Genomic DNA, 25,314 nt, shown 5'->3' with positions numbered 1-25,314 from the left:
CGGACTGGCCACCGCAGTGCCCCCGGGCGGCGGCCAGTGTGTGCCGCGAAGCCATTGCAGTACGGCCCAGCGGCCTTTGCCGTCCCCACGGCTTTACAGAGCTTGGAGAGCTTAACAATGAAGCAGTTTGTCATCGCAGCGCTGATGCTCGGCGCCGCCGCATCGGCCCACGCGGTCGATGCCGCCAAGGCACAGGAGATCGCCAACAAGAACGCCTGCATGGGTTGCCACCAGGTCGACAAGAAGCTGGTCGGACCTTCCTACAAGGAAGTGGCCGCCAAGTACAAGGGCGACAAGAACGCCCTGGCGACGCTGACCAAGAAGGTCAAGAGCGGTGGCTCGGGCGTCTGGGGCCCGGTGCCGATGCCCGCGAATGCGGCGCTCAACGACGCCGACCTGAAGACCGTGGTCGAGTGGGTGCTGGCTGGCGCCCCCGCCAAGTAAGCCTTACCGACCAGGCGGGCAGTCCGCCGATGCACCAGGCCGGGCGGTGAATGCCGCGCGGCCAGGACAGACCAGCGGCCGGCCATGTACCGGCCGCATGAAGCAGATCCCCGAAGCGGTCATCGACCGACTGGAACGGAGTAGCCGGAGAGCAGAAACATGAATTCCAAACGACGAGAAGTGCTGCGGGTCACCGCTGTCCTGTCGCTGATGGCCGCCACCGGCCTGATCAGCGAGGCGCAGGCGGCCGAGTGGAACAAGAACGCCTTTGACGGCAAGAGCGTTGCCGACGTGATCAAGGCGCTCGGCGGCAGCGGCACCGAGAAAAGCACCGCCATCACCTTCACCGCCCCCGACATCGCCGAGAACGGCGCCGTGGTGCCGGTGGCCGTGACCAGCACCATCCCGGATACCGAGCAGATCGCGATCCTGGTGGAAAAGAACCCCAACACGCTGGCCGCCGACTTCATCATCCCGGCCGGCACCGAGCCGTTCGTCTCCACGCGCGTGAAGATGGGCCAGACCTCGGTCGTGCATGCCGCGGTCAAGGCCGGCGGCAAGTGGTACGTGGCATCGAAGGAAATCAAGGTCACGCTGGGCGGCTGCGGCGGCTGACGCCGCGCCCCGGATCGAGATTCCCAAACTGCAACAGGAGAAACACATGGCAGACCCGATGCGCGTACGCGCCACCGAAAACGGCGGCGTGGTTGACGTCAAGATTCTGATGAAGCACGACATGGAAACCGGCCAGCGCAAGGACGCATCCGGCAAGGCCGTGCCGGCCTGGCATATCCAGACCGTGACCGCCCAGTGCAAGGGCAAGGAAGTGTTCCGCGCCCAGTTCGGCCCGGCGGTGTCGAAGGACCCGTTCCTGAACTTCAAGTTCAAGGGCGGCGCCAAGGGCGACAAGGTCGCAGTGACCTGGATCGACAACAAGGGCGACAAGCGCACCGACGAAGCGACCATCGCCTGACAGCCGTTCCGCGGCCGGCAGGCCATGCCGTCCTCTGCTAAGGTTCGGGACGGATGCCGGGACTGGCCCGGCGGGAAGGAACAACATGCGGCGAGCATTTATTCGAGCATCGGCGGCACTGGCCGCCATCGGCCTGTCGGCAAAAGCCGCGGCCCAGGCCGCGCCGGCTGCGGGCAAGGGCGGGCGCATCAAGGTGGTGTACCAGCTGTCGGAAGGCATCGACCAGGCGGTGCGCGCGATGGGCAACCTGCGCAACCACCTGAACGGCGCGCCGGGAACGAAGATCGTGGTGGTGGCGTTCGGCTACGGCATCGATTTCCTGGTCGAAGGCGCCAAGGATGCGCGCGGCAACACCTTTGACGGCCCGGTGGGCGCGCTGGCCTCGGCCGGGGTGGAGTTCCGCGTGTGCCGCAACACGCTGACCGCACGCAAGATTGCGGAATCGAGCCTGTTGATGGAAGCCAAAGTGGTACCGGCCGGCGTGGTCGAGATTGCGCGCCTGCAGGCCGAAGAAGGCTACGCCTATATCAAGCCCTGAGCCGGGCGGCGTAGCTTCCGGCAACAAGAGAGAGAACGGCCCGCCACGGTGCGAGGCCGCGAGGAGAAGCCCCATGAACACCATCCGAAGCCTGGCCCGGCGCGCCGCGCTGGCCGCGGCGGCCACCGCTGCGGTGGCCTCAGCTGCCGCCGTGCATGCGCAGGGCAGCACCGCCGACGAAATCGCCAAGTACCGCCAGATGCTGGCCGAAGGCAATCCCGCCGAATTGTGGGAAGCCGCAGGCGAAGAACTGTGGAAGAAGCCGGCCGGCCCGAAGAACGCCTCGCTGGAACAATGCGACCTGGGCAAGGGCCCGGGCGTGACCAAGGGCGCCTACGCCGAGCTGCCGCGCTACTTCAAGGACGCCGGCAAGGTGATGGACCTGGAGCAGCGGCTCGCCTACTGCCGCATGACGCTGCAGGGGCTGACCAGGGAAGAGGCAACGAAGAACCCGTTCTCGTCGTCGGGCAAGCCGTCCGAGATCGAGCGCCTGGTGGCCTACCTGACCGGCGAGTCGCGCGGCGTGAAGATGAACGTGCAGCTCGGCCATCCCGAAGAAAAGCGCACCTATGCGCTGGGCGAGAAGATGTTCTTCTACCGCGGCGGCGCCTATGACTTTGCCTGCGCCACCTGCCATGCGGTGGACGGCCAGCGCATCCGCCTGCAGGACCTGCCCAACCTGCTGACCGACAAGGGCGCGCAGGCGGCCTACACCACCTGGCCCGCCTACCGCGTCTCGCAGGGCGAGGTCCGCACCATGCAGCACCGCCTGTACGACTGCCTGCGCCAGCAGCGCTTTCCCGAACCCGCCTATGGCTCGGACGTGATCACCGCGCTGACCATGTTCCTGGCGAAGAACGCCAACGGCGGGACCTACGACGGTCCGGCGATGAAGCGCTGACCAGTACGGGAGAGACAACATGCAACGACAACACCAGGCACTGGCCATCGCGGCCCTGGCCACCCTGCTGGCAAGCGGCGCCCACGCGCAGGACAGCGCCAAGGCCCGCGCGCCCAAGGGCAAGCCCGCCGCCGTCAGCGGTGCCGATATGAAGCACCTGATCGAGGACTCGTTCTCGTCGCGCGGGCCGGTCACGGTCGAGGGCGTGCTCAACCAGGACGGCATGCAGCTGGCCTGCAGCCAGTACCCGGACCGCACCAAGGTGCCGGCAAAGCTTGCCAAGAAGATCGAAGCGGCCGAGCTCAAGCAGGTGAAATACCCCGCCGAAGACAAATGGCTGGGCGACTGGAAGGAAGGCGAAAAGGTCGCCCAGAACGGCCGCGGCATGCAGTTCACCGACCAGGTCGGCGGCACCAACGGCGGCAATTGCTACGCCTGCCACCAGATGACCAAGGCCGAGATCTCGTTCGGCAATATCGGCCCGTCGCTGTACCAGTACGGCAAGCTGCGCGGCAACTCGCAGGAAGTCATCAAGTACACCTGGGGCAAGATCTGGGACTCCAGCGCCTACGCCGCCTGCTCCAACATGCCGCGCTTTGGCCACAAGGGCATCCTGACCGAGGCCCAGATCCGCGACGTGATGGCGCTGCTGCTCGACCCGGCCTCGCCGGTCAACCAGTAAGGCCGATGCGCGCGCCTGCCGTGCTGCTGCGCTGGCTGCTGGCCTTCAGCCTGACCGGCGCCGCAGCTGGCGCGGCAGCGCTGGAGGTCGGCGACACCGTGCGCCTGCCCGACGTGCGCACGCTCGACGGACGCACGCTCAGCGCTGGCGCGCTGGCCGGCAAGCCGCTGGTGGTCGAATACTGGGCCTCGTGGTGCCCGTTCTGCGCGATGCAGAACCCGCGCCTGCAGAAGCTTTACGAACGCACGCGCGGCACGCCGCTGCAGGTGCTGACCGTCAGCATCGACAAGGATCCGCGCGAGGCTGCCGACTACATGAAGAAGCGCGGCTACACCTTCCTGGCGACGATGGATTCGCCCGAGCTGCAGGCCGTGTTCGGCAAGCGCAAGGGACTGCCGGAGCTGTACGTGATCGACGCGCGCGGCCGCGTGGCGCAGAAGGAAGTGGGCGAAATGCTTGAAGACGACGTGGCGGCGCTGGAGCGGTACGCGCGGCCATAGTTTTGCGATGGCGGACGCCCGCGCCAGGGCCGACCGCCAGCGCCAATTCCAGGAAGAGACATGAACCGACGCGAGTTCCTGCAGGTGCTGGCCATTGCCGGCGCCGGCGGCATGACGTTCCCCCATCAAGACGCGCACGCCGCGCAGGCCGCCGAGGCCATGTACGACCTGCCGCGCTTCGGCAACGTCCACCTGCTGCATTTCACCGACTGCCATGCGCAGCTGCGGCCGGTGTATTTCCGCGAGCCCAACGTCAACCTGGGCATCGGCGACTATGCCGGCAAGCCGCCGCACCTGGTCGGCGACGCGCTGCTGCGCCAGTACGGCATCCGCCCCGGCACGCCGCAGGCGCATGCGTTCACCTACCTGGATTTCAACGAGGCCGCGCGCCGCTATGGCAAGGTCGGCGGGTTTGCGCACCTGGCCACGCTGGTGAAACGGCTGAAGGCGGACCGGCCGGGCGCCTTGCTGCTCGATGGCGGTGATACCTGGCAGGGCTCGGCCACCGCGCTATGGACCAAGGGCCAGGACATGGTCGACGCCGCGCTGGCGCTGGGCGTGGACGTGATGACGCCGCACTGGGAGATGACCCTGGGCGCGGACCGCGTCAAGGAGATCGTCGACAAGGACTTCAAGGGCAAGGTCGCCTTCCTGGCGCAGAACATCAAGACCAACGATTTCGGCGATCCGGTGTTCGATCCGTACGTGATCCGCGAGATCAACGGCGTGCCGGTGGCCATCATCGGCCAGGCGTTCCCGTACACGCCCATCGCCAACCCGCGCTACTTCGTGCCGGACTGGACCTTCGGCATCCAGGAAGAGAACCTGCAGCAGGTCATCGACGCAGCGCGCGGCAAGGGCGCGCAGGCGGTGGTGCTGCTGTCCCACAACGGCATGGATGTGGACTTGAAGCTGGCCTCGCGCGTGCGCGGGCTCGATGCCATCCTGGGCGGCCATACCCATGACGGCATGCCCGCGCCGGTGCCGGTGAAGAATGCCGGCGGCACCACGCTGGTGACCAATGCCGGCTCCAACGGCAAGTTCCTCGGCGTGCTGGACTTTGATGTGAAGCGCGGCAAGGTCGCGGACTTTCGCTACCGGCTGCTGCCGGTGTTCGCCAACTACCTGCCGGCCGACCCCGCCATGGACGCGCTGATCAGGAAGGTACGCGCGCCCTATGAGCAAAAACTGGGCGAAGTGCTGGCCGTCAACCGCGGCCTGCTGTACCGCCGCGGCAATTTCAATGGCACCTTCGACCAGCTGATCCTGGACGGCCTGATGCAGGCCCAGGGCGCGCAGATCGCGTTCTCGCCGGGCTTCCGCTGGGGCACCACGCTGCTGCCGGGCGAGGCCATCACCATGGAACACCTGATGGACCAGACCGCCATCACCTACCCGTACACCACGGTGACGCAGATGAGCGGCGAGACCATCAAGACCATCCTGGAAGACGTGGCCGACAACCTGTTCAACCCCGACCCGTACTACCAGCAGGGCGGCGACATGGTGCGCGTGGGCGGGCTGCAGTACACCATCGATCCGACCGCCGGCATGGGCAAGCGCATCAGCGACATGCGCCTGGCCGGCAAGCCGCTGGAAGCCGGCAAGACCTACAAGGTGGCGGGCTGGGCCCCGGTGGCCGAAGAGGCGCGCCAGGCCGGCGGCGCGCCGATCTGGGACGTGATGGCGCAGTGGCTGCGCAGCACCAGGGAAGTCAGCGCCCGCCCGCTGAACCTGCCGCGCGTGCGCGGCATGGACGGCAATCCGGGCATGGCCGCCTGATGTTGTGCGGCCCCGTCACGCGCCGCGCAGAGGATTGAAGGGCGCTGCGGTATTACGCTACAATCAACCGCCACGGGCCGATAGCTCAGCTGGGAGAGCGCTGCGTTCGCAATGCAGAGGTCGGGAGTTCGATCCTCCTTCGGTCCACCAGATATCCCGCGCAAAAGCCCCGGAAAGCCAACGCTTTCCGGGGCTTTTGTGTTTCTGCCGCCTGCGCTGTCCGTCATCTCGCGCTGGCAGCCGCCATACGCTATCGTTGACTCCTCGGCACAGGCGTACGCGCCTTTGCCGCCGCCAACCTACGCCCGCCGGGGCCTTGTTCGATCCCATGCAAGCCAACAGGAAATCGAGCCACCCGCTGGCGATGTCCCTGCGCTGGCAATCCTGAATCTCAAGAGACATCCATGAGCCACATCCTGCTGATCAACCCGAATACGTCGAGTGCCACCACGCAGATGATGGTCGAGATCGCGCGCGCCTGGTTCGCGCAGGCCATGGCCGCGCCGCCGGCCGTGGTCGGCGCGACGGTCTCGCGCGGGGCGCCGATGATCATCGATGAAGACGACCTTGCCGTCGCCGCCGAGGCTATGTGTGATGCAGACATGCTGCGCCTGGCCGGCGGTGCCGACGGCGTGATCGTCGGCGCCTTCGGCGACCCCGGCATCGAGGCCCTGCGCGCGCAGCTGTCAGTGCCGGTGGTGGGTATCGGCGAAGCCTCGATGCACGCGGCCGCGGCCGGGCGGCGGCGCTTCGGCATCGCCACCACCACGCCGCGGCTGGCGGCGTCGATCAGCGCCAGCGTGCGCCGGCAGGGGTTGGACGAGCTGTTCACGGGCACGCGCTTCACCGAGGGCGATCCGCGCGCGCTGGGCGGCGCGCCGCAGCAGCAGGAAGACCTGCTGGCGGGCGCAGTCGATACCTGCATCCGAGCCGACGGCGCGCAAGCCGTGATCATCGGCGGCGGCCCGCTGGGCGAGGCCGCCCGGGCGCTGGGCCAGCGCTTTCCGATTCCCGTCATCGGCCCGGTGCCGGCGGCGTGCGCGGCCATGTCGCGGGCGCTGCGCTATTGCCCGGCGGCGTAAGCCGGCCCATGGGGACAACAAGGAGCTGGGTCGCGCCAGCGTGCAGGCGCGGGTAGGCTAGGCCACCCGGGTTGGCCGGCGGGCCTTCATCGCCGAGGGCCGTACCTGTTGCAGCGCGCGCAGCGACTGCAGCGCGTCCTCGACTGCCTCGATGCCGTCGCGCAGGCGGCCGATGGCATAGCCAAGGCGGCTTTGCGCATCGGCGTCAGGGGTGGAAAGGTTCTCTAATGCATCGACTTCCGCCTGCATCTGTCCGACCAGGCGGCGCAGCTGGGATGTGCTGTGCGAGGCAAGTGACCGAATCGCCATCGTTGGGTCCTCCTTGCAGTGTCCGGGTGTTTCCGTCCTGTGTAACGGTAAAGGCGACACCAGAACTTCGCCAGCGCTGTTACGAAATCAGCACGGCAGCGCCGCCGTGGCCCGGTCCGCCTATCGCGGATGTTGGGCTATAGTCACCCCGATGGAATCGGAACACAACCCTCTGCGGCCGGCATCCGCCGGCCTTCCGGACGACGCCACCGCCGCCAGCCCGGCCGAGGCCGACGCGCGCCACCGGGCTGGCCGGCGCAGCACGCTGGTCAGCGTGGCCGTCAATATCGGCCTGACCGCCGCGCAGGCGGTGGCCGGTGTCATCTCTGGCTCGCAGGCGCTGATCGCCGACGCCGCGCATTCCCTCTCGGACCTGCTGTCCGACTTCGTGGTGCTGCTGGCCGCCTGGCAGAGCCGCAAGGATCCGGACGCCCACCACCAGTACGGCCACCTGCGCTTCGAGACCGCGGCGTCGCTGGCACTTGGCGTGCTGCTGCTGGCGGTGGGGGCAGGCATGCTGTGGGCGGCGGTGGACAAATTGCAGCACCCGGCCAGCCTGCAGCCGGTGCAGCCAGTGGCCTTGTGGGTGGCGCTGGTCGCGCTGGTGTCCAAGGAACTGCTGTTCCGCTACATGCTCGCGGTGGCGCGGCGCGTGCGCTCGGGCATGCTGGTGGCCAATGCCTGGCATGCGCGCTCGGATGCGGCCTCGTCGCTGGTGGTGGCGCTGGGTATTGGCGGCAACCTGCTGGGCTACCACATGCTCGACCCGGTGGCGGCCATCGTGGTCGGGCTGATGGTTGCGCGCATGGGCCTGCGTTTCGGCTGGGATGCGCTTAACGACCTGATGGACCGCGCGGCCGACGAGGAAACCGTCGCGGCGATCCGCGCGACCATGCTGGGCACGCCCGGCGTGCTGGGCCTGCACGACCTGCGCACCCGCAAGATGGGCGACCAGGTGCTGGTTGACGTGCACCTGGAGATCGATGCCGCGCTGACGGTGGCGCAGGGGCATGCGATCGCGGTCGAAGCCCGGCGCCGCACCCTGGAGAACCATCACGTGCTCAACGTGATGACGCACGTCGATCCCGTATACATGAGCAGCCAGGCCAGCGCTGCCTGAGCCCGGCCTGTGGACATCTTTGCCGGTTGCTGGGGATAACCGGCCGGACAAGCTGTGCCCCGCCTGGGGGCGCCTTGTGGGACGTATACGGATAACTCAGACGCCCGCACTGCCGACGTATACGTGACTGCCGCGCTATCCCGGCGAATCAGGGTTATCCCGCAGTGGTTATCTTTGCTGCAAGTCCCTGAGCCAAAAGGGGAAAGGTGACTTATCCACGGCCTGATGCCTGGTTTACCTACTACTACTATGTTTACATACGTAAACAATATTAAAGACATAGACAGGACCATTGCGCTGTTCGCATTGGCCTGACGTTTACGCGGCCATGGCGCTGGTACGCCGGCGTATACCTGGCGCGCCGGGTATACGTCCACGCAACGCTAGCGCGGCACCTTGAACACCTTGCGTGCAGCCAGTACCTCGGCACGGGTCGTGCAGCCTTCCTGGTGGTCATTGACCAGCCCCATCGCCTGCATCAGCGCGTACATGGTGGTGGGACCGACAAAGCGCCAGCCGCGCTTCTTCAGGTCCTTTGACAGCGCCGTGGATTCCGGCGAGGTCGCCATGGTTCGCAGCACCTCGGGTGTCAGCACTTTGGGCCGGCTGGCCAGATCGGGCTCGAAGCGCCAGAAGTAGGCGGCCAGCGATGATTCCGTCTCCAGCAGTTCGCGGGCCCGCTGCGCATTGTTGATGGCCGCCTCGATCTTGCCGCGGTGGCGCACGATGCCGGCGTCGCCGAGCAGGCGCGCAATATCGCGCTCGCCGAAGCGCGCCACCTTTTCGATGTCGAAATTGGCAAATGCCTTGCGGAAGGCCTCGCGCTTGCGCAGGATGGTCAGCCAGCTCAGGCCGGACTGGAAGCCTTCCAGGCACAGCTTCTCGAACAGCCGGCGGTCGTCGGCGACCGGAAAGCCCCACTCGGTGTCGTGGTAGTGGCAATAGTCCTCCAGCGTGCCGCACCAGCCGCAGCGCACCGCTGCTTCCTTCTTGCTTGTCATGGGTACATGTTCCCTGTTGAAAGTCCCGCACGCCGGCCAGGCTCTCGCCGACCGGCGCATTTGCTGCGATCATGCCCGCACCTGAGAGATTGCGGAAGGCTGAAAATGGACATGCGATTGACAACCCTGGACGAAGACGGATGGGAGCTCGACGACGCCGAGCCCATCGCCGCCGCCCATCCCGAGACCTTCTGGATGCCGCCGCGCGAGGAGCGTGATGCACTCGCACCCGGCCAGTTGGTCAAGCTGATCTTCCGCATCCTGGTCGCGGACGAGACGGGCAGCGAAGAGGTTCACGTGGAGCGGATGTGGGTGATCGTCACCGGGCGCGAGGGCAGCCTTTATACCGGCGAGCTCGATAACCAGCCGTATTGCACCGAGGAGATGAACCCGGGCATGCCGCTGTGCTTCGAGGCTCGGCATGTGATCAATATCCACCGGGACGAGCACGAGGCGAGCTAGGTTGGGTTGTCCGCGCGCACTGTTTGGTTCGGCGCCAATCCAATAAGGCCAGGCCAGGCTCAGAAGCTGACCGCCAGCCCCAGCGAGACGCCCGACACGTTGTTGCCGAACACATAGCGCAACACTGCCCGGATCCGCGTGACAAAGACCTCGTGCGCGCTGGTGTCCAGTTCCAGCCCGGTGCCGAGCGTGGTCAGGTAGTTGAAGCCGAGGATGCCGGCCTGGCTGCCAAGATAATGCGAATGTGATAGCTCAAGCACGTATCGTACCGGCCGGTCGAACGCATGCATCCCGGTCGGGGCCCGCCAGCGCGCCCACAGGTTGGCGGTCTGCGCCGTGGCCGTGCCCGTGACCGCGCTGGACGTGCCGCCGAAGCTCTGCAGGTGGATATTGGTGTAGCGCAGTTCCACGTCGATCTCGTAGTTCTCGCGGTAGTGCTCCCAGTCCAGCATCACCGACCCGCCCAGCCCGTAGGCATTCAGGCTGCCGCCGTCGAGGAAGTTGAGCTGGCGGTCGGTGACCTGCTCGACCGCGAACTTGCCGATTGACAGGTCGCTGGAGACATTGCCCAGCGAGGCGTTGAAGATCGGCCGGAACACCAGTTCCTTGTTGGCCGTCAGCGGAAAGTCCCAGCCCACGCCGATGGTGCCGGAAAAGGTGTTCCAGCGGGTCGGGATGGCGCGGGATTCGGCGCCATTGGTGGCAATGAAGGTGGGATCGTAGCGGCTGTAGGCGATGGCGCCTTCCAGGTAGAGCGGGAACGACTTGCTGATGGTGAAGCCGCCGCCCAGCTGCGACATGACGATGCCGGGATCGTCGGTGCTGGTGTTGTTGATCGACAGCGAGCTGGAGGTAAGGTCCGGCACCACCGAGTACGCCATCAGCGACAGCACCGCGTTGGCGTGCCGCTGCACATTGGCCCCGGCCAGGCGCAGTCCGGGCGCGCTCTGGGCATGTGCCGCGCCGGCGGCCAGCAGCGCCGCCGCGCCCATGGCGGCCAGGGCCGCCCGCCAAAGGGGCCGCGAGCGGCGGCTAGGCGCGGGGTGGAACCGGCGGTGTCGCTGGCGTGCGGACATGGACAATCTCTGTGCAGTCAGTGCCGCAGCGCGCTGCCGTGCGGCAATCTCCCGCGCATTCTAGCGGCGCAGGATTGTGAGGGAGCGTCGCGCGAAATCTTTCAGATCGGACTGCTGCCGCCTTAAATCGGCGCGGCGCCGGTCATGCGGCCGGATGGCGCCGGGTCGACGGTCCGGAGGGCGGGGAGGGCGGCGTAGCCGGCATGGCCGGATGGGTGGGCGCCGGCCGGCGGCGCGTGAGCCACAGCAGCAGCGCACTGGCGGCCCAGCCGGTCACGAACACGGTGTCGCCGGCATGGTTCAGCCAGGTTGCCGCAGCGGGCGTGCCGGCCAGCGATGCCAGCAAGCCGGCCGGCAGGCGCGCCAGGATCCACAGGGCGACGGCGGGCACGCTGCAGTAGACGCCCGGTTGCCACCAGTGGGCCAGGAAGGGAGGGTGCCGCCCGGGGCGGCGCGGGATGCGCGGTACCACCGAAGTCTCCGGCCACGCATGGCGCGCGGGGCGTGCCGGTGGCATCAAGGCGTTGCAGGAGCCCCGCCGGACGACACCGCCGGGGGCTCACGGTTGCATCATAGGCCGATCGCCCCTGGCTGCGTTGCCGGTGACCGAGGCGCTGTGTGCGCCACGCCACGCTGGGCCCGGCCGTTCAACTTTTTTGCACGACGTGTCCGCAAATGGCGCCCGTGCCCAGCGCGGATCTTTGCCAAACTGGATGCAAGTACACAAACAGTTTGAAGGTGGTCCTGCCATGCTTCCCTCGCTCTACATCTCCCACGGTTCCCCGATGCTCGCCATCGATCCCGGCCCCACCGGCGCCGCCTTCGATGCGCTGGGCGGGCAACTGCGCACCCGGCGCCCGCGCGCGGTGCTGGTGATCTCGGCGCACTGGATCTACAGCACGCTGGCTGTCTCCAGCCGCGAGCGCCAGGAAGCCTGGCACGATTTCGGCGGCTTCCCGCGCGAACTGTACGCACTGCGCTACGACGCCCCGGGTTCGCCGGCGCTGGCCGGGCGGGTCAAGGCCCTGGTCGAGGCGGCAGCGGTCCCCGGTGCCGGGTTTGTCGGCCAGGACGACGAACGCCCGCTGGACCACGGCGCCTGGATGCCGATGCGCCACTTCTTCCCGGATGCCGACGTGCCGGTGGTGCAGCTGGCGCTGAACCCCTACCTGTCGCCCGCAACGCAGATCGAGATCGGCCGCGCGCTCGCCCCGCTGCGCGACGAGGGCGTGCTGGTGCTGGCCTCCGGCAGTTTCACGCACAACCTGCAGGAAGTGTTTGGCGGCGGCCGGCGCGACCAGCATGGGCCGCAGGCCGAGCCGTATGTGGAAGCCTTCCGCGGCTGGATGGCGGAAGCCCTCGACGAGGCCCTGGCCAGCGGCGATACCAGCCGCATTGCCGACTACCGCGCCCAGGCGCCGTATGCGCGCCGCGCGCACCCGACCGACGAGCACCTGCTGCCGTTCTTCGTGGCGCTGGGCGCGGCCTTGGGGCCGCAGGCTGCCAGTGGCGCAGGGCCGGCGCCGGCCAGTGTATCGCGGGTTGCCGATGAGGTGACCTATGGCGTGCTCGCCATGGACAGCTTCGTGTTCGAGGGCCTGGGCGCCGGCGCGCCGCTGCGCGCGGCGGCCTGACGCGCCTTACCGTTCGGCCGGGGCGTGCGCCGCCGGCGTGCCGGCGCGCGCCGGCAGGTAGCGCCGTGCCGAGCGCGCGCCCGCAAGCGCGATCCAGCCCATGGTCAGCGCCACCAGCGCCAGCCCGATGCGCAGGTTGGACAGGTGCGCGACCCCGCCGATCAGCACCGGCCCCAGCAGCAGCCCCAGGTAGGCAAAGCGCGCCACGCGCGAAATTGCTTCGGCCGGCGCCACGCCCGGCAGCCGCGACGCGGCAACGAAGAAGATCGGCACCATATTGGCCGCGCCCAGCCCCATCAGCGTAAAGCCCGCCAGCGCGGCTAGCGGCAGCGGCACCAGCAGCGCCAGCGCAATGCCGCCAAAGCCCAGCCAGGCACTGCCAGTCAGCGTGGCGCCGTCGCCCAGGCGCGCGCGCAGGCGGTCGCCGCCGAAGCGTCCGCACGCCATTCCGCCCGAGAACGCGGCGTAGCCCAGGCTGATCCAGCCATCCGGGGCCTGCGCCACGTCGCGCATATAGACGCTGGTCCAGTCGTACATCGCGCCTTCGCCGACCAGGCCCAGGAACGCCAGCAGGCCCAGCAGCCACAGCGCGCGCACCGCGTGGTCGCGGTGGTGGGCCGCCGATGGCAGCACCGGATGGTCCGACAGCAGCCCGGGCAGCGTACCCAGCGCCACCGCCGCGGTCACGCCTGCCATCATCGCCGCATGTGCCAGCGGCGCCACGTCCAGCGACAGCATCAGGCCGCCCGCGCCCGCACCGGCCATGCCGCCCAGGCTGAACATGCCGTGCAGCGCCGACATCACCGGCCGCGTGCGGCTGGCCTCGACCGTGGCGGCCTGTGCGTTCATGGCGACATCGAAGGCCGCATTGGCCATGCCGAACGCCACCAGCGCGGGCAGCAGCAGCCAGAACGACGGCATCGCCAGGATCGCCACCGTGGCCAGCGCAAACAGCAGCCCGCCCGTCATCGACGCCCGTGCGCTGCCCGCGCGCGCCACCCAGCGCCCGACCGGGCCCATCGCCAGGATGGCGCCGCCGGCCACGGCCAGCATCGCCAGCGACAGCATCGCGTCGGACAGGCCGAAGCGTGCCTTGATGGTGGGAATATGCACGCCCCACGTGGCAAAGGTGGCGCCATTGACGAAGAACAGCGCCATGGTGCCGCGCGTGGCGCGCGACACCGCGGCCGGCAAGGACGCGGAAGCCGTCGGGGAGTGCGGATCAGGCATGGGAGGGTGCGGCAGGCGGGGCAGCGGTGCCCCTGCAAAGGCCGTCATTGTCCCGCATCGGCGTGAGGCGGGTATGACAACGCCGTGCTACCGGCCGGCGCCATCCACGCGCAGCAGTCCGCGCCGGTGCAGCGCGTAGCCGAAGGCCAGCAGCGCGCCCAGCGCCAGCGCCACCATCACCCACAGCATCAGCCAGTAGCCGCCGGCGGCACGCCACAGCAGCGCGCCCAGCCACGGCGCGGCGGCCTGCATCAGCAACACCGGCGTCATCATCAGGCCGTTGAGCGTGGCGTAGTGATGGCGCGAGATCAGTTCCGGCATGGCCATCGCGCGCAGCATGGTGTTGACGCCGTTGGCGCAGCCGTACAGCACCGCGGCCACCATCAGCCAGGCGCCGTGCCCCAGCGCAAAGCACAGCAGCCCGGCGCCCATCAGCGCATAGACCGGCAGCGACAGCCGCACCGGGTGGCGCACCCCCGCGCGCATCATCAGCATGCGGCCCGCTACCTGGGCCGGGCCGATCAGCGCCGCCACCACCAGTTGCTGCGCCACTGGCATGCCCTTCTCTGTCAGCATCGGGATCAGGTGCGCGCCCAGCAGCGAGGCCACCACCGCGGTCGCGGTAAAGGCCAGCACCACCGCCCAGAACACCGGCTGGCGCAGCGTGGCGCGGGCAATGTCGCGGCTGCCGGCCTGGCCGTCGGCGGGGGTCATTCCGGAATAGGTGGGATGCAGCGCGTAGCGCATGCGCGCGTGCAGCGGCGCGCAGACCAGCAGGTTGAGCGCGGCGAAGCCGATCAGCGTCGGGCGCCAGCCCAGATGGATCACCAGCCATTGCGCCAGCGGCACGAAGATCGTGCTGGCAAAGCCGGCCATCAGCGTGACCACCACGATCGGCTTCTGGTACTGGTCGCCATAGGCCTGGCGCAGCACCACGAAGGCGGGCTCGTACAGCGTGGTCGCCATGGCCAGCCCGATCGGCACCCACATCAGCAGGAACACCGGCTGCGACGGCGTCCATGCCCACAGCAGCAGGCCCAGCCCGGCCAGCACCGAGCCCGCGCCCATCACCTTGCGCGCCGGCGCGCGGTCCAGCAGCCGCCCCACCGCGAACGAGCACAGCGCCCATACCAGCAGCCCCAGCGAATAGCCGCCCGCCAGGAAGGGCTTGGACCAGCCCAGGCTGCGGATCATGGGGTCGATGAAAACGGTGAAGGCGAAGAACAGCGTGCCCCAGGAGATGGTCTCGGTCAGGCCGAGGATCCAGACCAGCCGGCGCGGCGGCGTGGCGGGGTGCGCGGGTCCGGTGCGTGCCGGGCTGGCGTCTGGGTCGGTGCTGGCGGCGTCCGCGTCGGAGCTGGCTTCTATTGTTGTCATGGCGGGCCCGGCGGGGGTAGTCGCCATAGACGGCGGCGCGTTGGGCCAGTCGGAAATTGTAGCGATCCCGCGCGCACTGCGCGCACGGGGCACGCGCGTTACTGTGCGGTCACCGGCGCGGGCGGTCCCTTGAGCTCGACCACGTTGCCGTCCGGATCGCTCACATAGAGCGACGGTCCCTTGCCTTCGGCGCCGAAGCGCTGCGCCACCTCGCCGGCGTCCACGCCATGCCGCGCCAGGTGCGCCCGCACCGCGTCGGCATCGAACGGGTCGATGCGCAGGCAGAAATGGTCCAGGTTGCGGCCCTGCGCTCCCGGTCCGGCGCCGCCGGCGCGGCCGAGCGGGCCGTCGAGCGCGACCAGGTCGATCAGCCCGCTGCCCGCGCGCAGCTGCGTCAGGCCCAGCTCGGTTTGCTCGCGCTCAACGCTGCAGCCGAGCACCTCGACATAGAAGCGCCGCAGCGCGTCCACGTCGGCGCTGCGCAACACCAGGTGGTCGATGCCCAGGATGCGGAACATGGCGGCCTCAGTGGTGCAGTCCGTCGTAGTCGATGACCTTCAGGCTGTCCAGGTCGACATTGTCCAGGCAGCGCACATTGACTGCGGCCATCGGCTTGCCGTCCTTGTCCTGCCCGTCCGCATACGGACCGCAGCCGCACACCGGGCAGAAGCGGTGCGCGATCTTCATGGTGTTGAAGCGGTAGGTGGAGGCATTGCTCTCCGGCGTTTCCAGCTTGAACGTCGCGCGCGGCACGAACCACAGCAGGTGGCCGCGCCGGCGGCAGATCGAGCAGTTGCAGCGGATCACGCTGGGGATGCCGTCGGCCTCCACCTCGAAGGCAATGGCGCCGCAGTGGCAGCTTCCGTGGAAAGTCATGTCGTCTCCTTGAGGTCGGTCCGGCGTGCCCACTAAATATCTGGAATCAGTCGTTTGCCCAGGCTGACCACTTCATCGGGCGCATAGCCCAGCTTGTCGTAGAAATCGATCACGGCGCGGTTGCCTGCGCGTACCAGCAAGTTGATCTTGGGGCAGCCCCGCTCGATCAGCAACTGCTCGGCATGCGCCATCAGCATGCGCCCGTACCCTTTGGCCTGCAGGTCGGGCTGTACCGCCAGATAGTAGACCCAGCCGCGATGCCCGTCGAACCCCACCATGGCAGTGGCGACGGGTCGGCCGTCGATGTCGCCGACCAGAAACAGTTCAGGCTGCTCGGTCAGCTTGCGCGCGATATCGCGCTGCGGGTCGTTCCACGGACGGGTCAGGCCGCAGGCCTGCCACAAGGCAATGACGCAGGATTGGTCTTCCGGGCGGAAAGGACGGATCAGCATGCTTGTTGGTGCGCCGCAATATGCCGGCACATTGTTAGCTTTTTGACAGTGTAGCGCCGCTGCGGGTGCCACAATGCCTGCAAGACATGACGAGACGATGCGCGGCCATCGCGCACGCTGCCACCAAAGGAGACCCGCATGAGGGACACCCACGCGCCTGCACGCGCCACCTTCAGCCATATGGAACACGGCACCCGCGAGGACTGGGCCGCCATCTCCGCCGAGTTCATGCCGTTCGCGCGGGCGCTGCCGGATCGCGTGCTGGCGCACCTGCGCCTGCTGGATGGCGATTGCGGCGGCTTCCCCGTGGACCGGCTCACGCATTCGCTGCAGACCGCGACACTGGCGCACCGCGACGGCCAGGACGAGGAATACGTGGTTTGCGCGCTGCTGCACGATATCGGCGATACGCTCGGCAGCTTCAATCATCCCGACATTGCCGCCGCCATCCTCAAGCCATTCGTCAGCCCCGAGAACCTGTGGATGGTGGAAAAGCACGGCGTGTTCCAGGGCTACTACTTCTTCCATCACCTCGGCCTGGACCGCAACCTGCGCGAGCAGTACCGCAGCCAGCCCGAGCTGTTCGAGCGCACCGCGGAGTTCTGCCGCAAGTACGACGGTGCCGCCTTCATGACGGACTACGACACGCTGCCGCTGTCGTTCTTCGAGCCGATGGTGCGGCGCGTGCTGGCGCAGCCGCGCAACTCGATGTATGTGAAGCCGGGAGAAGCGACGCTGGCACAGCCCTGAAAGCACAACGGCCTCGCTTCATGCGAAGCGAGGCCGTTGTGTCATGCCATGGCCAGTCAGGCCGCGCGCTGCGCCGTCTCCGGATGGCGGAACTGCTCCAGCAGCTTCGCCCAGCGCCCGCGTACCGCCTTCAGGTTGTTTTCCTTCACATGCCCGAAGCCGCGGATATCGTCCGGCAGGTTCGCCAGCGTGACCGCGGTGTCGTAGTTGGCGGCATTGAGGCCCGCCACAAGTTCATCCAGCAAGGCCCGGTACTCGCCGATCAGCGCGCGCTCGGTGCGGCGCTCCTCGGTCTTGCCGAAGATGTCGAAGGCACCGCCGCGCAGCCCCTTCAGCTTGGCCAGCACGCGGAACAGCTTCATCGTCGACGGCCCGAACTTGCGCTTGACCAGGTGGCCCTTGTCATCGCGCTTGGCGTTAATCGGCGGCGCCAGCCAGAAGTTGAGCTGGTAGTCCTTGCCCGGCTCGCCTTCGAACTGCGCACGCAGCTTGTCGAGGAAGACAGGGTCGGTGTAGAGCCGCGCCACTTCGTACTCGTCCTTGTACGCCATCAGCTTGGCCAGGTTGCGCGCCGCAGCCTCGGTCAGCGGCAGGGCCTTGCCGCTGCCAGCCAGCGTGCTTTCGGCCACGCGCACGCGGTCGATGGCTTCGCGGTAGGTGCGCGCGTAGGCGGCATCCTGGTAGGCGGTCAGGTGTTCCATGCGCCGGGCGACCAGCTTCTCCAGCATCGCGCCGCTCGAGGTCGGCAGCTTGACCACTTCCGCGCCTTCGGCGGTGTTCTTCAGCTTGCCGGTCAGCGACAGCACGTGCTCGGGGTCGTGCGCCATATGCCGGCCCCAGTCGAACGCGGCCTTGTTCTTCTCGACAGCGACGCCGTTGAGTTCGATGGCGCGCTCCAGCGCCTGCAGCGTCAGCGGGATCCAGCCCTTCTGCCAGGCATAGCCGAGCACCAGCGGGTTGGTGTAGATCGCGTCGCCCAGCAGCGCCACGGCGAGACCCGAGGCGTTGATGAACTCGCACTTCTCGCCCACCGCGGTGCGCACATCCTGCTCGGCCGACAGGCCGGGGAACTGCCACTTCGGGTTCTTGATGAAGTCGGCGGTCGGCGTCTGCGCGGTGTTGACCACGGCGCGGGTGCGGCCGGCCTGGGTCTTGGAGATGACTTCGTCGGTGGCCGACACGATCGCATCGCAGCCGATCACCAGGTCCGCCTCGCCCATGGCGATACGGGTGGCGTGCAGGTCGTCCGGGCGCGCGGCCAGCTGCACGTGCGACAGCACCGCGCCGCCTTTCTGCGCCAGGCCCGCCATGTCGAGCACGGTGACGCCCTTGTTCTCCAGGTGCGCGGCCATGCCGAGCAGGCCGCCGATGGTCACCACGCCGGTGCCGCCCACGCCGGTCACCAGGATGCCGTAGGCGCGGCGGATCGGCGGCAGCTCAGGCTCTGGCAGCGCGGGCAGGGTGTTCATCGACACGCCGTGCTGCTCGGGCTTGCGCACCTGCGCGCCTTCGGCCGTGACAAAGCTCGGACAGAAGCCGTTCACGCACGAGAAGTCCTTGTTGCACGACGACTGGTTGATCTGGCGCTTGGTGCCGAAATCCGTTTCCAGCGGTTCCACCGACAGGCAGTTGGACTTGACCGAGCAGTCGCCGCAGCCTTCGCACACCGCGTCGTTGATAAAGGCGCGGCGTTGCGGATCCTCCATCGTGCCGCGCTTGCGGCGGCGGCGCTTCTCGGTGGCGCAGGTCTGGTCGTAGATCAGGATGGAGCAGCCCGGCACCTCACGCAGCTCACGCTGCACGCTGTCGAGCTGATCGCGGTGATGGATGGCGATGCCTTCGGGCAGCTTGATCGCGCCGTTGTACTTCTCCGGCTGGTCGCTGACGATGACGATCTTCTTCGCGCCTTCGCTATGCACCTGCCAGGCGATGTCCCGCACCGACAACTGGCCGTCCACCGGCTGGCCGCCGGTCATCGCCACCGCATCGTTGTACAGGATCTTGTAGGTGATGTTGACGTTGGCCGCGATCGACGCGCGGATCGCCAATAGACCGGAGTGGAAGTAGGTGCCGTCGCCCAGGTTGGCGAACACATGCTTGTCGCCAGCGAACGGCGCCTGGCCGATCCACGCCACGCCTTCGCCGCCCATCTGGCTGAAGGTGCTGGTATTGCGGTCCATCCACACCGTCATGTAGTGGCAGCCGATGCCAGCCAGCGCGCGCGAGCCTTCGGGCACATTGGTCGAGGTGTTGTGCGGGCAGCCCGAGCAGAACCACGGCTTGCGCTCCGCCGTCACGCGCGGCGTGGCCAGCGCCTTTTCCTTGGCCTCGATGATGGCCAGGCGCGCGGTGATGCGCGCGCGCACGTCGATCGGCAGCTCGAACTTGTCCAGCCGGGTGGCGATGGCCTTGGCGATGATCGCCGGCGACAGCTCATAGTGCGCCGGCAGCAGCCAGTTGCTTTGCGGGATCGACCATTCGCCGCCCGCGTTGTCCTTTTCGTCGAACTTGCCGTAGACCTTGGGGCGCACGTCGTCGCGCCAGTTGTACAGCTCTTCCTTTAGCGCGTACTCCATAATCTGGCGCTTCTCTTCGACCACCAGGATTTCCTGCAGGCCTTCGGCAAAGGCGCGCGCCCCATGCGCCTCCAGCGGCCACACGCAGCCGACCTTGTACAGGCGGATGCCGATCTGCGAGCAGGTGGCATCGTCCAGGCCCAGGTCGGCCAGCGCCTGGCGCGTGTCCAGGTAAGCCTTGCCGCCGGTCATGATGCCGAAGCGCGCGTGCGGCGAATCGATTTCGATGCGGTCGATCTTGTTGGCCCGCACATAGGCCAGACCCGCGTACCACTTGTAGTCGAGCAGGCGCGCTTCCTGTTCCAGCGGCGGGTCCGGCCAGCGGATGTTCAGGCCGCCCGGCGGCATGATGAAGTCGTCCGGCAGCACGATCTGCACGCGGTGCGGATCCAGCTCCACCGAGGCCGACGATTCCACCACGTCGGTCACGCACTTCATCGCCACCCACAGGCCGGAGTAGCGGCTCATGGCCCAGCCGTGCAGGCCGTAGTCCAGGTATTCCTGCACGTTGGACGGGTACAGCACCGGCAGGCCACAGGCCTTGAAGATGTGCTCGGACTGGTGCGCCAGCGTCGAGGACTTGGCCGAGTGGTCGTCACCGGCCAGCACCAGCACGCCGCCGTGCTTCGACGATCCCGCCGAGTTCGCGTGCTTGAACACGTCACCGGTGCGGTCCACGCCCGGCCCCTTGCCGTACCACATGCCGAACACGCCATCGAACTTGGCGTCCGGATACATGTTCACCTGCTGCGACCCCCATACCGAAGTCGCGGCCAGGTCCTCGTTGAGGCCAGCCTGGAACACGATGTTGTGCGCGGCAAGGTGCTTCTTGGCCTTCCACAGCGACAGGTCGAGCGCGCCCAGCGGCGAGCCCCGGTAGCCGGAGATAAAGCCGGCGGTGTTTAGCCCGGCGGCGCGGTCGCGCTCCTGCTGCAGCATCGGCAGGCGTACCAGGGCCTGCGTGCCGCTGATATAGATGCGGCCACGCTCCAGCGTGTATTTGTCTTCGAGGGAAACGTTTTCGAGCGCGCGGCGGATGGCGTCGCTGACCGGGGAGGTCAGGGGGGCATTCATAGGTGCTCCTCTATGGGCGTGCTGTCGGGATCACCGACACCTACAGTTGTGGGCGACCGCCTCATGACCTCTTGTGAAGGTGTTGGACGGTCGTGTCTCTGCGCGGCATGGTAGCACCGCCACAAAATCGGCGGTACCTTGCAATGCAGCACAAAGCGTGCCCGCCGTGCCCGTGATTTCCCGTATGGACAGGGGTTCGCGTGTACACTGCGTTGCATCGAGATGGCCCGTGCCGCTGCCGGGCTGCCTGCGATGCGCCACATCTGCACAGCCAGCCTGGTGCAACCTGATTTCCGATTGCCGTCCTGATGCACGCATGGGACGGGCAAACCAGTGACTACCTGAACATGACCAATTCCCCCCGCCAGGGCACCGCGACCCTGGCCGTGCTGATCGATGCCGACAACGCGGCGCCCGCCATCGTCGAAGGCCTGCTGGCCGAGGTCGCCAAGTATGGCGTGGCCGCCGTCAAGCGCATCTACGGCGACTGGACCCGGCCCAACCTGGCCGGATGGAAGGAGCGGCTGTTGTCGCACTCGATCCAGCCGATCCAGCAGTTCCGCTACACCGTGGGCAAGAACGCTACCGACAGCGCCATGATCATCGACGCCATGGACCTGCTGTACACCGGGCGCTTCGACGGCTTCTGCATCGTTTCCAGCGACAGCGACTTCACCCGGCTGGCCTCGCGCATTCGCGAGCAGGGGCTGACCGTGTACGGCTTTGGCGAGCGCAAGACCCCCAAGCCCTTTGTCACCGCCTGCGACAAGTTCATCTACTCCGACGTCCTGCGCGCCGATGCGGATACGGAAGGGACCGAAGGCGTCGACGGGGCTGCCGCGCCCACGCGCAAGCGCAGCACCGGCGAGCTGCGCCAGGATTCGCGCCTGGTGCGCCTGCTGCAGAGTGCGGCGCAGGCGGTGTCGGACGAGGACGGCTGGCTGACGCTGGGCAGCATGGGCAACCACATCGCCAAGCAGGCGCCGGAATTCGATTCGCGCAACTACGGGTACGGCAAGCTTTCGGAGCTGGTGCAGGCCACCGGCCTGTTCGAGGTCGAGACCCGCAACGGCGGCAACAACAAGACCATCTGGGTGCGCCTGAAGAAGCGCGCCAAGGGCGGTGGCGAGGGCGATGGCCGCGGCCAGCAGCAGTCGCAACCGCAACAGCAGCAGCGTCCGGCGCAGCCTGAAGCACGCCGCCAGCCGGCACCGGCGCCCGTGCCCGCGGATCCGCCTGCGCCCGCCGTGGCCCAGCCAGAGGCGGCGCCTGAGCCTGTGCCAGTGCGCGAACCCGAGATCGAGCTGTCTGTCGTCGCCGCCGAAGTGGCCGAGCCGGCGGCGGAGGCAGCGCCGCAGGCTGAGTCCAAGGCCCGCCCCGCACGCAAGCGCGCCACGCGCCGCCCCGACGTGACGCTGAGCGAAACCCCGTGGCCGATCGACCAGTCGATCTTTGCCGCGCCGGGCACGACAGTGCTGTCGGCGCAGGTTGAAGCGCAGCCAGAGGCCCAGCCCCAGCCCGAGGCAGCCACTGCCGAGGCGGCGCCTGCCCGGGCACCGGCCAGGAAGACGCGCAAGCGCCCGGCCAAGAAAGCGGAGTGATGTGGCCGGCCGGCGCCATGCCGGCCCTGCCCGCCAAAGAAAACGCCGGCTTCGCGCCGGCGTTTTCTTTGGCAGAGGTCCTTACCGCACCAGCTGGTTGATCTCGATGATCGGCATCAGCACCGCCAGCACGATCAGCAGCACCACCACGCCCATGGTCAGGATCAGCAGCGGCTCCAGCAGGCTGGTCAGGAACAGCGTGCGGCGTTCCAGTTCCTGCGCCTCGCCCTGCGCGGCGCGGTCCAGCATCACCGGCAGATTGCCGGTGGCTTCGCCGGAGCGGATCAGGTGCACCAGCACCGGCGGGAACTGATTCTGCGCCGCCAGCGCGCGCGCCAGCGAGGCGCCTTCGCGCACGCGCGTGTTGGCGTCTTCCACGTTGGCGCGCAGCGCCTCGTTGGTCAGCGTCTCGCCCGCCGCCTGCAGGCTGCGCAGGATCGGCACGCCGGCCGACACCAGGATCGCCAGCGTGCCGGCGAAGCGCGCGGTGTTGTAGCCGCGGATCAGCTTGCCCAGCAGCGGCGCGGTCAGCAGCCAGCGGTGCCATTCCAGCCGCACCGCGGGCTGCTTCAGCACGCTGCGGATTGTGAACGCTGCCGCCGCCAGCACCGCCAGCGCTGCCCACCACCAGTTCCGGACGAAGTCCGACAGCGCCAGCATGATGATGGTCAGCATCGGCAGCTTCTGCTTGGTATTGGCGAACACGCTCACCACCTGCGGCACCACGTACGACAGCAGGAAGATCACGATGGCGAATGCCACCACCGTGACGATGGCGGGGTAGGTGAAGGCCAGCCGGATCTTGGAGGTCAGGGTGTTGCGCGACTCGATATAGCCCGCCAGCCGCTCCAGCACCAGTCCCAGGTGGCCGGAGTGCTCGCCGGCCGAGACCAGCGCACGGTAGATGTCGGGGAAGTCGCGCGGATGCTGGGCCAGCGCCACCGACAGCGAGCTGCCGCCCATCACCTCGGCGCGGATGCCGGCCAGCAGCTCGTGCACATAGGCGCGCTCGGCCTGGTCGGCCAGTGCCCCCAGCGCCTCGTCCAGCGGCAGCCCGGCCACGATCAGGCTGGCCAGCTGGCGCGTGAACAGCGCCTGTTCCTGCGTCGACAGCTTGCGCGCAAACAGCTGGCTGCCGCTGCGCGGCGCCAGGCCGGCACCGGCGAGCGGGTCGACGGTCAGCGGTGTCAGCCCGCGCGCGCGCAGCTGCGAACGCGCCTGGCGCGGGCTGTCGGCCTCGATCACGCCGCGGTCGGTCTTGCCGGCGGCGTCGGCGGCTTCATAGCGGAAGGCTGGCATCCGGGCGGCTCCGCTTTAGTCGCGCGTCACGCGCAGCACTTCCTCAAGCGAGGTCGCGCCGCTGTCGATCCAGCGCTGCGCGTCGCCGCGCATGGTGTGCATGCCGTGCGCCAGTGCCACCTGCTTGATCTCGGACTCCGGCGCCTGCCGGTGGATCATGGTGCGGATCTCGTCACCGACGGTCAGCAGCTCATAGACGCCCATGCGCCCCTGGTACCCGGACTGGCCGCACTTGTCGCAGCCCACCGGGTGCCACACGGTCTGCAGCGGCTTGCCCTGCGCGTGCAGCACCTCGGCCTCGGCGGCAGTGACCTCGATCACTTCCTCGCGCTTGCAGTGCTGGCACAGGCGGCGTACCAGCCGCTGCGCCAGCACGCCCAGCAGCGACGACGACAGCAGGAACGGCTCGATCCCCATGTCGACCAGCCGCGTCACCGCCGAGGCCGAGTCGTTGGTGTGCAGCGTGGCCAGCACCAGGTGGCCGGTCAGCGAGGCCTGCACCGCGATCTGCGCGGTTTCCAGGTCGCGGATTTCGCCGATCATGACCACGTCCGGGTCCTGGCGCAGGATCGCGCGCAGGGCCTTGCCGAAGGTCATGTCGATGCGCGCGTTGACCTGGGTCTGGCCGATGCCGTCCAGGTCGTACTCGATCGGGTCTTCGACCGTCATGATGTTGGTGGTGCGCGCATCCAGCCGCGACAGCGCCGCATACAGCGTGGTGGTCTTGCCCGAGCCGGTCGGCCCGGTCACCAGCACGATGCCGTGCGGCTGGCGGATCAGGTGGTCGAAGCCGCGCAGCGTGCCGGGCGCCATGCCCAGCTTGGCCAGGTCGAGCCGGCCTGCTTCCTTGTCCAGCAGGCGCAGCACCGCGCGCTCGCCATGGCCGGTGGGCAGGGTCGAGACCCGCACGTCGACCGGGCGCCCGCCCACGCGCAGCGTGATGCGGCCGTCCTGCGGCAGGCGTTTCTCGGCGATGTCGAGCTGCGCCATGATCTTGATGCGCGAGATCAGCGCGCCGTGCAGCGCCTTTTTCGGCCGCACCACGTCGCGCAGCGTGCCGTCGACGCGGAAGCGCACCACCGACGACGACTCGAACGGCTCGATATGGATATCCGAGGCGCCTTCGCGCGCGGCCTGTGTCAGCAGCGCATTGATCATGCGGATGATCGGCGCGTCGTCCTCGGATTCAAGCAGGTCCTCCACCGCCGGGATGTCCTGCATCAGGCGCGACAGGTCGACTTCGCCTTCGACCTCGCCCACCACCTGCGCGGCGCTGCCGGCGTCCTGGCGGTTGTAGGCATCGGCCATGGCGCGCTCCAGCGCGTCGGGCTCCAGCACGCGCAGGCGCAGCGCGCCATGCACGCGCGCGACCTCGGCCAGCGCGGTCGGAGAGGTGGCGCGGGTCACCCAGACTTCCAGTCCGTCAGGGCGCTGGTGCGCGACCAGCAGCGGCGCCTCGCGCGCAAAGCCGTACGAGACCAGCCGCGCCGCCAACGGCGAGGGCGGCTCCAGGGTCTCGGCCGGCGCGCTGGTGCCGGCGGGCAGGGCAGTTTGGACTTCGCTGGCCATGTCGGG

Annotated in this window: 26 protein-coding genes and 1 tRNA gene; 15 read left to right on the top strand and 12 right to left on the bottom strand. The window is 68.2% G+C overall.

What is annotated here, in order from left to right:
- The first annotated feature begins 117 nt into the window (after positions 1 to 117).
- The 10 genes from AC3WQZ_RS20055 (at position 118) to AC3WQZ_RS20010 (ending at position 6,902) form a co-directional block, all read left to right on the top strand.
- A complete protein-coding gene (locus AC3WQZ_RS20055; RefSeq protein WP_010812119.1) occupies positions 118 to 444 on the top strand; it encodes a c-type cytochrome in 327 nt (108 codons plus the stop codon).
- Positions 445 to 603: 159 nt separating this feature from the next.
- Positions 604 to 1,059 carry a thiosulfate oxidation carrier protein SoxY gene (gene soxY, locus AC3WQZ_RS20050; RefSeq protein ID WP_010812118.1) on the top strand — a complete coding sequence of 152 codons (456 nt, stop codon included), beginning with the start codon at positions 604 to 606 and terminating at the stop codon, positions 1,057 to 1,059.
- Between the two features lie 46 nt (positions 1,060 to 1,105).
- The gene (gene soxZ, locus AC3WQZ_RS20045; protein WP_010812117.1) at positions 1,106 to 1,417 is read left to right on the top strand and encodes a thiosulfate oxidation carrier complex protein SoxZ; all 312 of its coding nucleotides are present in this window, start codon (positions 1,106 to 1,108) and stop codon (positions 1,415 to 1,417) included.
- 85 nt (positions 1,418 to 1,502) lie between these two features.
- On the top strand, positions 1,503 to 1,955 hold the full coding sequence (locus AC3WQZ_RS20040) for a DsrE family protein (protein WP_010812116.1): 453 nt from the start codon (positions 1,503 to 1,505) through the stop codon (positions 1,953 to 1,955).
- A gap of 73 nt (positions 1,956 to 2,028) precedes the next feature.
- Positions 2,029 to 2,856, top strand: a complete 828-nt coding sequence (gene soxA, locus AC3WQZ_RS20035; RefSeq protein ID WP_010812115.1) for a sulfur oxidation c-type cytochrome SoxA — start codon at positions 2,029 to 2,031, stop codon at positions 2,854 to 2,856.
- A 19-nt stretch (positions 2,857 to 2,875) separates the two neighbouring features.
- Entirely contained in the window at positions 2,876 to 3,538 is a 663-nt protein-coding gene (gene soxX, locus AC3WQZ_RS20030) for a sulfur oxidation c-type cytochrome SoxX (RefSeq protein ID WP_011616196.1), read from the top strand.
- A 5-nt stretch (positions 3,539 to 3,543) separates the two neighbouring features.
- Positions 3,544 to 4,038: a TlpA disulfide reductase family protein gene (locus AC3WQZ_RS20025; protein WP_492301124.1), complete on the top strand. Its 495-nt coding sequence runs from the start codon at positions 3,544 to 3,546 to the stop codon at positions 4,036 to 4,038.
- Between the two features lie 60 nt (positions 4,039 to 4,098).
- Positions 4,099 to 5,820, top strand: coding sequence for a thiosulfohydrolase SoxB (soxB, locus tag AC3WQZ_RS20020; protein WP_058698101.1), 1,722 nt, complete (start codon positions 4,099 to 4,101; stop codon positions 5,818 to 5,820).
- Between the two features lie 74 nt (positions 5,821 to 5,894).
- Positions 5,895 to 5,970 (top strand) — tRNA-Ala (locus tag AC3WQZ_RS20015).
- Positions 5,971 to 6,224: 254 nt separating this feature from the next.
- Positions 6,225 to 6,902 carry an aspartate/glutamate racemase family protein gene (locus AC3WQZ_RS20010; RefSeq protein ID WP_010813429.1) on the top strand — a complete coding sequence of 226 codons (678 nt, stop codon included), beginning with the start codon at positions 6,225 to 6,227 and terminating at the stop codon, positions 6,900 to 6,902.
- A gap of 57 nt (positions 6,903 to 6,959) precedes the next feature.
- Here the strand turns inward: AC3WQZ_RS20010 and AC3WQZ_RS20005 are convergent, their stop codons facing one another.
- Positions 6,960 to 7,211, bottom strand: coding sequence for a hypothetical protein (locus AC3WQZ_RS20005; RefSeq protein WP_010813430.1), 252 nt, complete (start codon positions 7,209 to 7,211; stop codon positions 6,960 to 6,962).
- Positions 7,212 to 7,362: 151 nt separating this feature from the next.
- Here AC3WQZ_RS20005 and AC3WQZ_RS20000 point away from each other — a divergent pair, with 151 nt between their 5' ends.
- On the top strand, positions 7,363 to 8,331 hold the full coding sequence (locus AC3WQZ_RS20000; protein WP_439668347.1) for a cation diffusion facilitator family transporter: 969 nt from the start codon (positions 7,363 to 7,365) through the stop codon (positions 8,329 to 8,331).
- 383 nt (positions 8,332 to 8,714) lie between these two features.
- On the opposite strand, the gene AC3WQZ_RS19995 is transcribed toward AC3WQZ_RS20000, so the two are convergent.
- Positions 8,715 to 9,332, bottom strand: a complete 618-nt coding sequence (locus AC3WQZ_RS19995; RefSeq protein WP_492301121.1) for a DNA-3-methyladenine glycosylase I — start codon at positions 9,330 to 9,332, stop codon at positions 8,715 to 8,717.
- Positions 9,333 to 9,437: 105 nt separating this feature from the next.
- On the opposite strand from AC3WQZ_RS19995, the gene AC3WQZ_RS19990 reads away from it, so the two are divergent.
- Positions 9,438 to 9,794 carry a hypothetical protein gene (locus AC3WQZ_RS19990; RefSeq protein WP_010813433.1) on the top strand — a complete coding sequence of 119 codons (357 nt, stop codon included), beginning with the start codon at positions 9,438 to 9,440 and terminating at the stop codon, positions 9,792 to 9,794.
- A 59-nt stretch (positions 9,795 to 9,853) separates the two neighbouring features.
- Here AC3WQZ_RS19990 and AC3WQZ_RS19985 read toward each other — a convergent pair whose 3' ends face one another.
- The gene (locus AC3WQZ_RS19985; RefSeq protein WP_371258348.1) at positions 9,854 to 10,870 is read right to left on the bottom strand and encodes a hypothetical protein; all 1,017 of its coding nucleotides are present in this window, start codon (positions 10,868 to 10,870) and stop codon (positions 9,854 to 9,856) included.
- 142 nt (positions 10,871 to 11,012) lie between these two features.
- Entirely contained in the window at positions 11,013 to 11,387 is a 375-nt protein-coding gene (locus tag AC3WQZ_RS19980) for a hypothetical protein (RefSeq protein WP_058698114.1), read from the bottom strand.
- A gap of 232 nt (positions 11,388 to 11,619) precedes the next feature.
- Between AC3WQZ_RS19980 and AC3WQZ_RS19975 the strand changes: the two genes are divergently transcribed.
- Entirely contained in the window at positions 11,620 to 12,504 is an 885-nt protein-coding gene (locus AC3WQZ_RS19975) for a DODA-type extradiol aromatic ring-opening family dioxygenase (protein WP_010813436.1), read from the top strand.
- 6 nt (positions 12,505 to 12,510) lie between these two features.
- Here AC3WQZ_RS19975 and AC3WQZ_RS19970 read toward each other — a convergent pair whose 3' ends face one another.
- From AC3WQZ_RS19970 to AC3WQZ_RS19950, 5 genes are all read right to left on the bottom strand, one after another.
- The gene (locus AC3WQZ_RS19970; RefSeq protein ID WP_037024166.1) at positions 12,511 to 13,734 is read right to left on the bottom strand and encodes an MFS transporter; all 1,224 of its coding nucleotides are present in this window, start codon (positions 13,732 to 13,734) and stop codon (positions 12,511 to 12,513) included.
- Between the two features lie 87 nt (positions 13,735 to 13,821).
- Entirely contained in the window at positions 13,822 to 15,111 is a 1,290-nt protein-coding gene (locus tag AC3WQZ_RS19965; protein ID WP_010813438.1) for an MFS transporter, read from the bottom strand.
- Between the two features lie 98 nt (positions 15,112 to 15,209).
- Positions 15,210 to 15,629, bottom strand: coding sequence for a VOC family protein (locus tag AC3WQZ_RS19960; protein ID WP_010813439.1), 420 nt, complete (start codon positions 15,627 to 15,629; stop codon positions 15,210 to 15,212).
- Between the two features lie 7 nt (positions 15,630 to 15,636).
- A complete protein-coding gene (locus AC3WQZ_RS19955) occupies positions 15,637 to 15,987 on the bottom strand; it encodes a GFA family protein (RefSeq protein WP_010813440.1) in 351 nt (116 codons plus the stop codon).
- A 32-nt stretch (positions 15,988 to 16,019) separates the two neighbouring features.
- A complete protein-coding gene (locus tag AC3WQZ_RS19950) occupies positions 16,020 to 16,439 on the bottom strand; it encodes a GNAT family acetyltransferase (RefSeq protein ID WP_010813441.1) in 420 nt (139 codons plus the stop codon).
- 138 nt (positions 16,440 to 16,577) lie between these two features.
- Here AC3WQZ_RS19950 and AC3WQZ_RS19945 point away from each other — a divergent pair, with 138 nt between their 5' ends.
- Complete coding sequence (locus AC3WQZ_RS19945; RefSeq protein ID WP_492301119.1) at positions 16,578 to 17,189, top strand: HD domain-containing protein; 612 nt, start codon at positions 16,578 to 16,580, stop codon at positions 17,187 to 17,189.
- A 56-nt stretch (positions 17,190 to 17,245) separates the two neighbouring features.
- On the opposite strand, the gene AC3WQZ_RS19940 is transcribed toward AC3WQZ_RS19945, so the two are convergent.
- Positions 17,246 to 20,839 (bottom strand): indolepyruvate ferredoxin oxidoreductase family protein, encoded by a 3,594-nt coding sequence (locus AC3WQZ_RS19940; protein WP_492301117.1) that lies wholly within the window; start codon positions 20,837 to 20,839, stop codon positions 17,246 to 17,248.
- Between the two features lie 347 nt (positions 20,840 to 21,186).
- Here AC3WQZ_RS19940 and AC3WQZ_RS19935 point away from each other — a divergent pair, with 347 nt between their 5' ends.
- Positions 21,187 to 22,440 (top strand): NYN domain-containing protein, encoded by a 1,254-nt coding sequence (locus AC3WQZ_RS19935; protein ID WP_439671057.1) that lies wholly within the window; start codon positions 21,187 to 21,189, stop codon positions 22,438 to 22,440.
- An 81-nt stretch (positions 22,441 to 22,521) separates the two neighbouring features.
- Here the strand turns inward: AC3WQZ_RS19935 and gspF are convergent, their stop codons facing one another.
- On the bottom strand, positions 22,522 to 23,739 hold the full coding sequence (gene gspF, locus AC3WQZ_RS19930; protein WP_010813445.1) for a type II secretion system inner membrane protein GspF: 1,218 nt from the start codon (positions 23,737 to 23,739) through the stop codon (positions 22,522 to 22,524).
- A gap of 15 nt (positions 23,740 to 23,754) precedes the next feature.
- Positions 23,755 to 25,308, bottom strand: coding sequence for a type II secretion system ATPase GspE (gene gspE / locus AC3WQZ_RS19925; protein WP_010813446.1), 1,554 nt, complete (start codon positions 25,306 to 25,308; stop codon positions 23,755 to 23,757).
- Between the last annotated feature and the right edge of the window lie 6 nt (positions 25,309 to 25,314).

The sequence above is a fragment of the Cupriavidus sp. FW305-26 genome, assembly GCF_058787975.1.
The sequence above is the reverse complement of the archived record's forward strand: the minus strand, read 5'-3'. Positions and strand labels throughout refer to the sequence as shown.

Bases quoted from the DNA above. Each gene is read 5' to 3' on its own strand.
- soxX (WP_011616196.1), top strand. From the start codon at position 2,876: ATGCAACGACAACACCAGGCACTGGCCATCGCGGCCCTGGCCACCCTG.
- AC3WQZ_RS19945 (WP_492301119.1), top strand. From the start codon at position 16,578: ATGAGGGACACCCACGCGCCTGCACGCGCCACCTTCAGCCATATGGAA.
- AC3WQZ_RS19970 (WP_037024166.1), bottom strand. From the start codon at position 13,734: ATGCCTGATCCGCACTCCCCGACGGCTTCCGCGTCCTTGCCGGCCGCG.
- soxB (WP_058698101.1), top strand. From the start codon at position 4,099: ATGAACCGACGCGAGTTCCTGCAGGTGCTGGCCATTGCCGGCGCCGGC.
- soxY (WP_010812118.1), top strand. From the start codon at position 604: ATGAATTCCAAACGACGAGAAGTGCTGCGGGTCACCGCTGTCCTGTCG.
- AC3WQZ_RS19935 (WP_439671057.1), top strand. From the start codon at position 21,187: ATGACCAATTCCCCCCGCCAGGGCACCGCGACCCTGGCCGTGCTGATC.
- AC3WQZ_RS19990 (WP_010813433.1), top strand. From the start codon at position 9,438: ATGGACATGCGATTGACAACCCTGGACGAAGACGGATGGGAGCTCGAC.
- AC3WQZ_RS19955 (WP_010813440.1), bottom strand. From the start codon at position 15,987: ATGACTTTCCACGGAAGCTGCCACTGCGGCGCCATTGCCTTCGAGGTG.
- gspE (WP_010813446.1), bottom strand. From the start codon at position 25,308: ATGGCCAGCGAAGTCCAAACTGCCCTGCCCGCCGGCACCAGCGCGCCG.
- soxZ (WP_010812117.1), top strand. From the start codon at position 1,106: ATGGCAGACCCGATGCGCGTACGCGCCACCGAAAACGGCGGCGTGGTT.
- soxA (WP_010812115.1), top strand. From the start codon at position 2,029: ATGAACACCATCCGAAGCCTGGCCCGGCGCGCCGCGCTGGCCGCGGCG.
- gspF (WP_010813445.1), bottom strand. From the start codon at position 23,739: ATGCCAGCCTTCCGCTATGAAGCCGCCGACGCCGCCGGCAAGACCGAC.
- AC3WQZ_RS19940 (WP_492301117.1), bottom strand. From the start codon at position 20,839: ATGAATGCCCCCCTGACCTCCCCGGTCAGCGACGCCATCCGCCGCGCG.
- AC3WQZ_RS19980 (WP_058698114.1), bottom strand. From the start codon at position 11,387: ATGCCACCGGCACGCCCCGCGCGCCATGCGTGGCCGGAGACTTCGGTG.
- AC3WQZ_RS19950 (WP_010813441.1), bottom strand. From the start codon at position 16,439: ATGCTGATCCGTCCTTTCCGCCCGGAAGACCAATCCTGCGTCATTGCC.
- AC3WQZ_RS20010 (WP_010813429.1), top strand. From the start codon at position 6,225: ATGAGCCACATCCTGCTGATCAACCCGAATACGTCGAGTGCCACCACG.
- AC3WQZ_RS19975 (WP_010813436.1), top strand. From the start codon at position 11,620: ATGCTTCCCTCGCTCTACATCTCCCACGGTTCCCCGATGCTCGCCATC.
- AC3WQZ_RS19960 (WP_010813439.1), bottom strand. From the start codon at position 15,629: ATGTTCCGCATCCTGGGCATCGACCACCTGGTGTTGCGCAGCGCCGAC.
- AC3WQZ_RS19965 (WP_010813438.1), bottom strand. From the start codon at position 15,111: ATGACAACAATAGAAGCCAGCTCCGACGCGGACGCCGCCAGCACCGAC.
- AC3WQZ_RS19985 (WP_371258348.1), bottom strand. From the start codon at position 10,870: ATGTCCGCACGCCAGCGACACCGCCGGTTCCACCCCGCGCCTAGCCGC.
- AC3WQZ_RS20000 (WP_439668347.1), top strand. From the start codon at position 7,363: ATGGAATCGGAACACAACCCTCTGCGGCCGGCATCCGCCGGCCTTCCG.
- AC3WQZ_RS20040 (WP_010812116.1), top strand. From the start codon at position 1,503: ATGCGGCGAGCATTTATTCGAGCATCGGCGGCACTGGCCGCCATCGGC.
- AC3WQZ_RS20005 (WP_010813430.1), bottom strand. From the start codon at position 7,211: ATGGCGATTCGGTCACTTGCCTCGCACAGCACATCCCAGCTGCGCCGC.
- AC3WQZ_RS20055 (WP_010812119.1), top strand. From the start codon at position 118: ATGAAGCAGTTTGTCATCGCAGCGCTGATGCTCGGCGCCGCCGCATCG.
- AC3WQZ_RS20025 (WP_492301124.1), top strand. From the start codon at position 3,544: ATGCGCGCGCCTGCCGTGCTGCTGCGCTGGCTGCTGGCCTTCAGCCTG.
- AC3WQZ_RS19995 (WP_492301121.1), bottom strand. From the start codon at position 9,332: ATGACAAGCAAGAAGGAAGCAGCGGTGCGCTGCGGCTGGTGCGGCACG.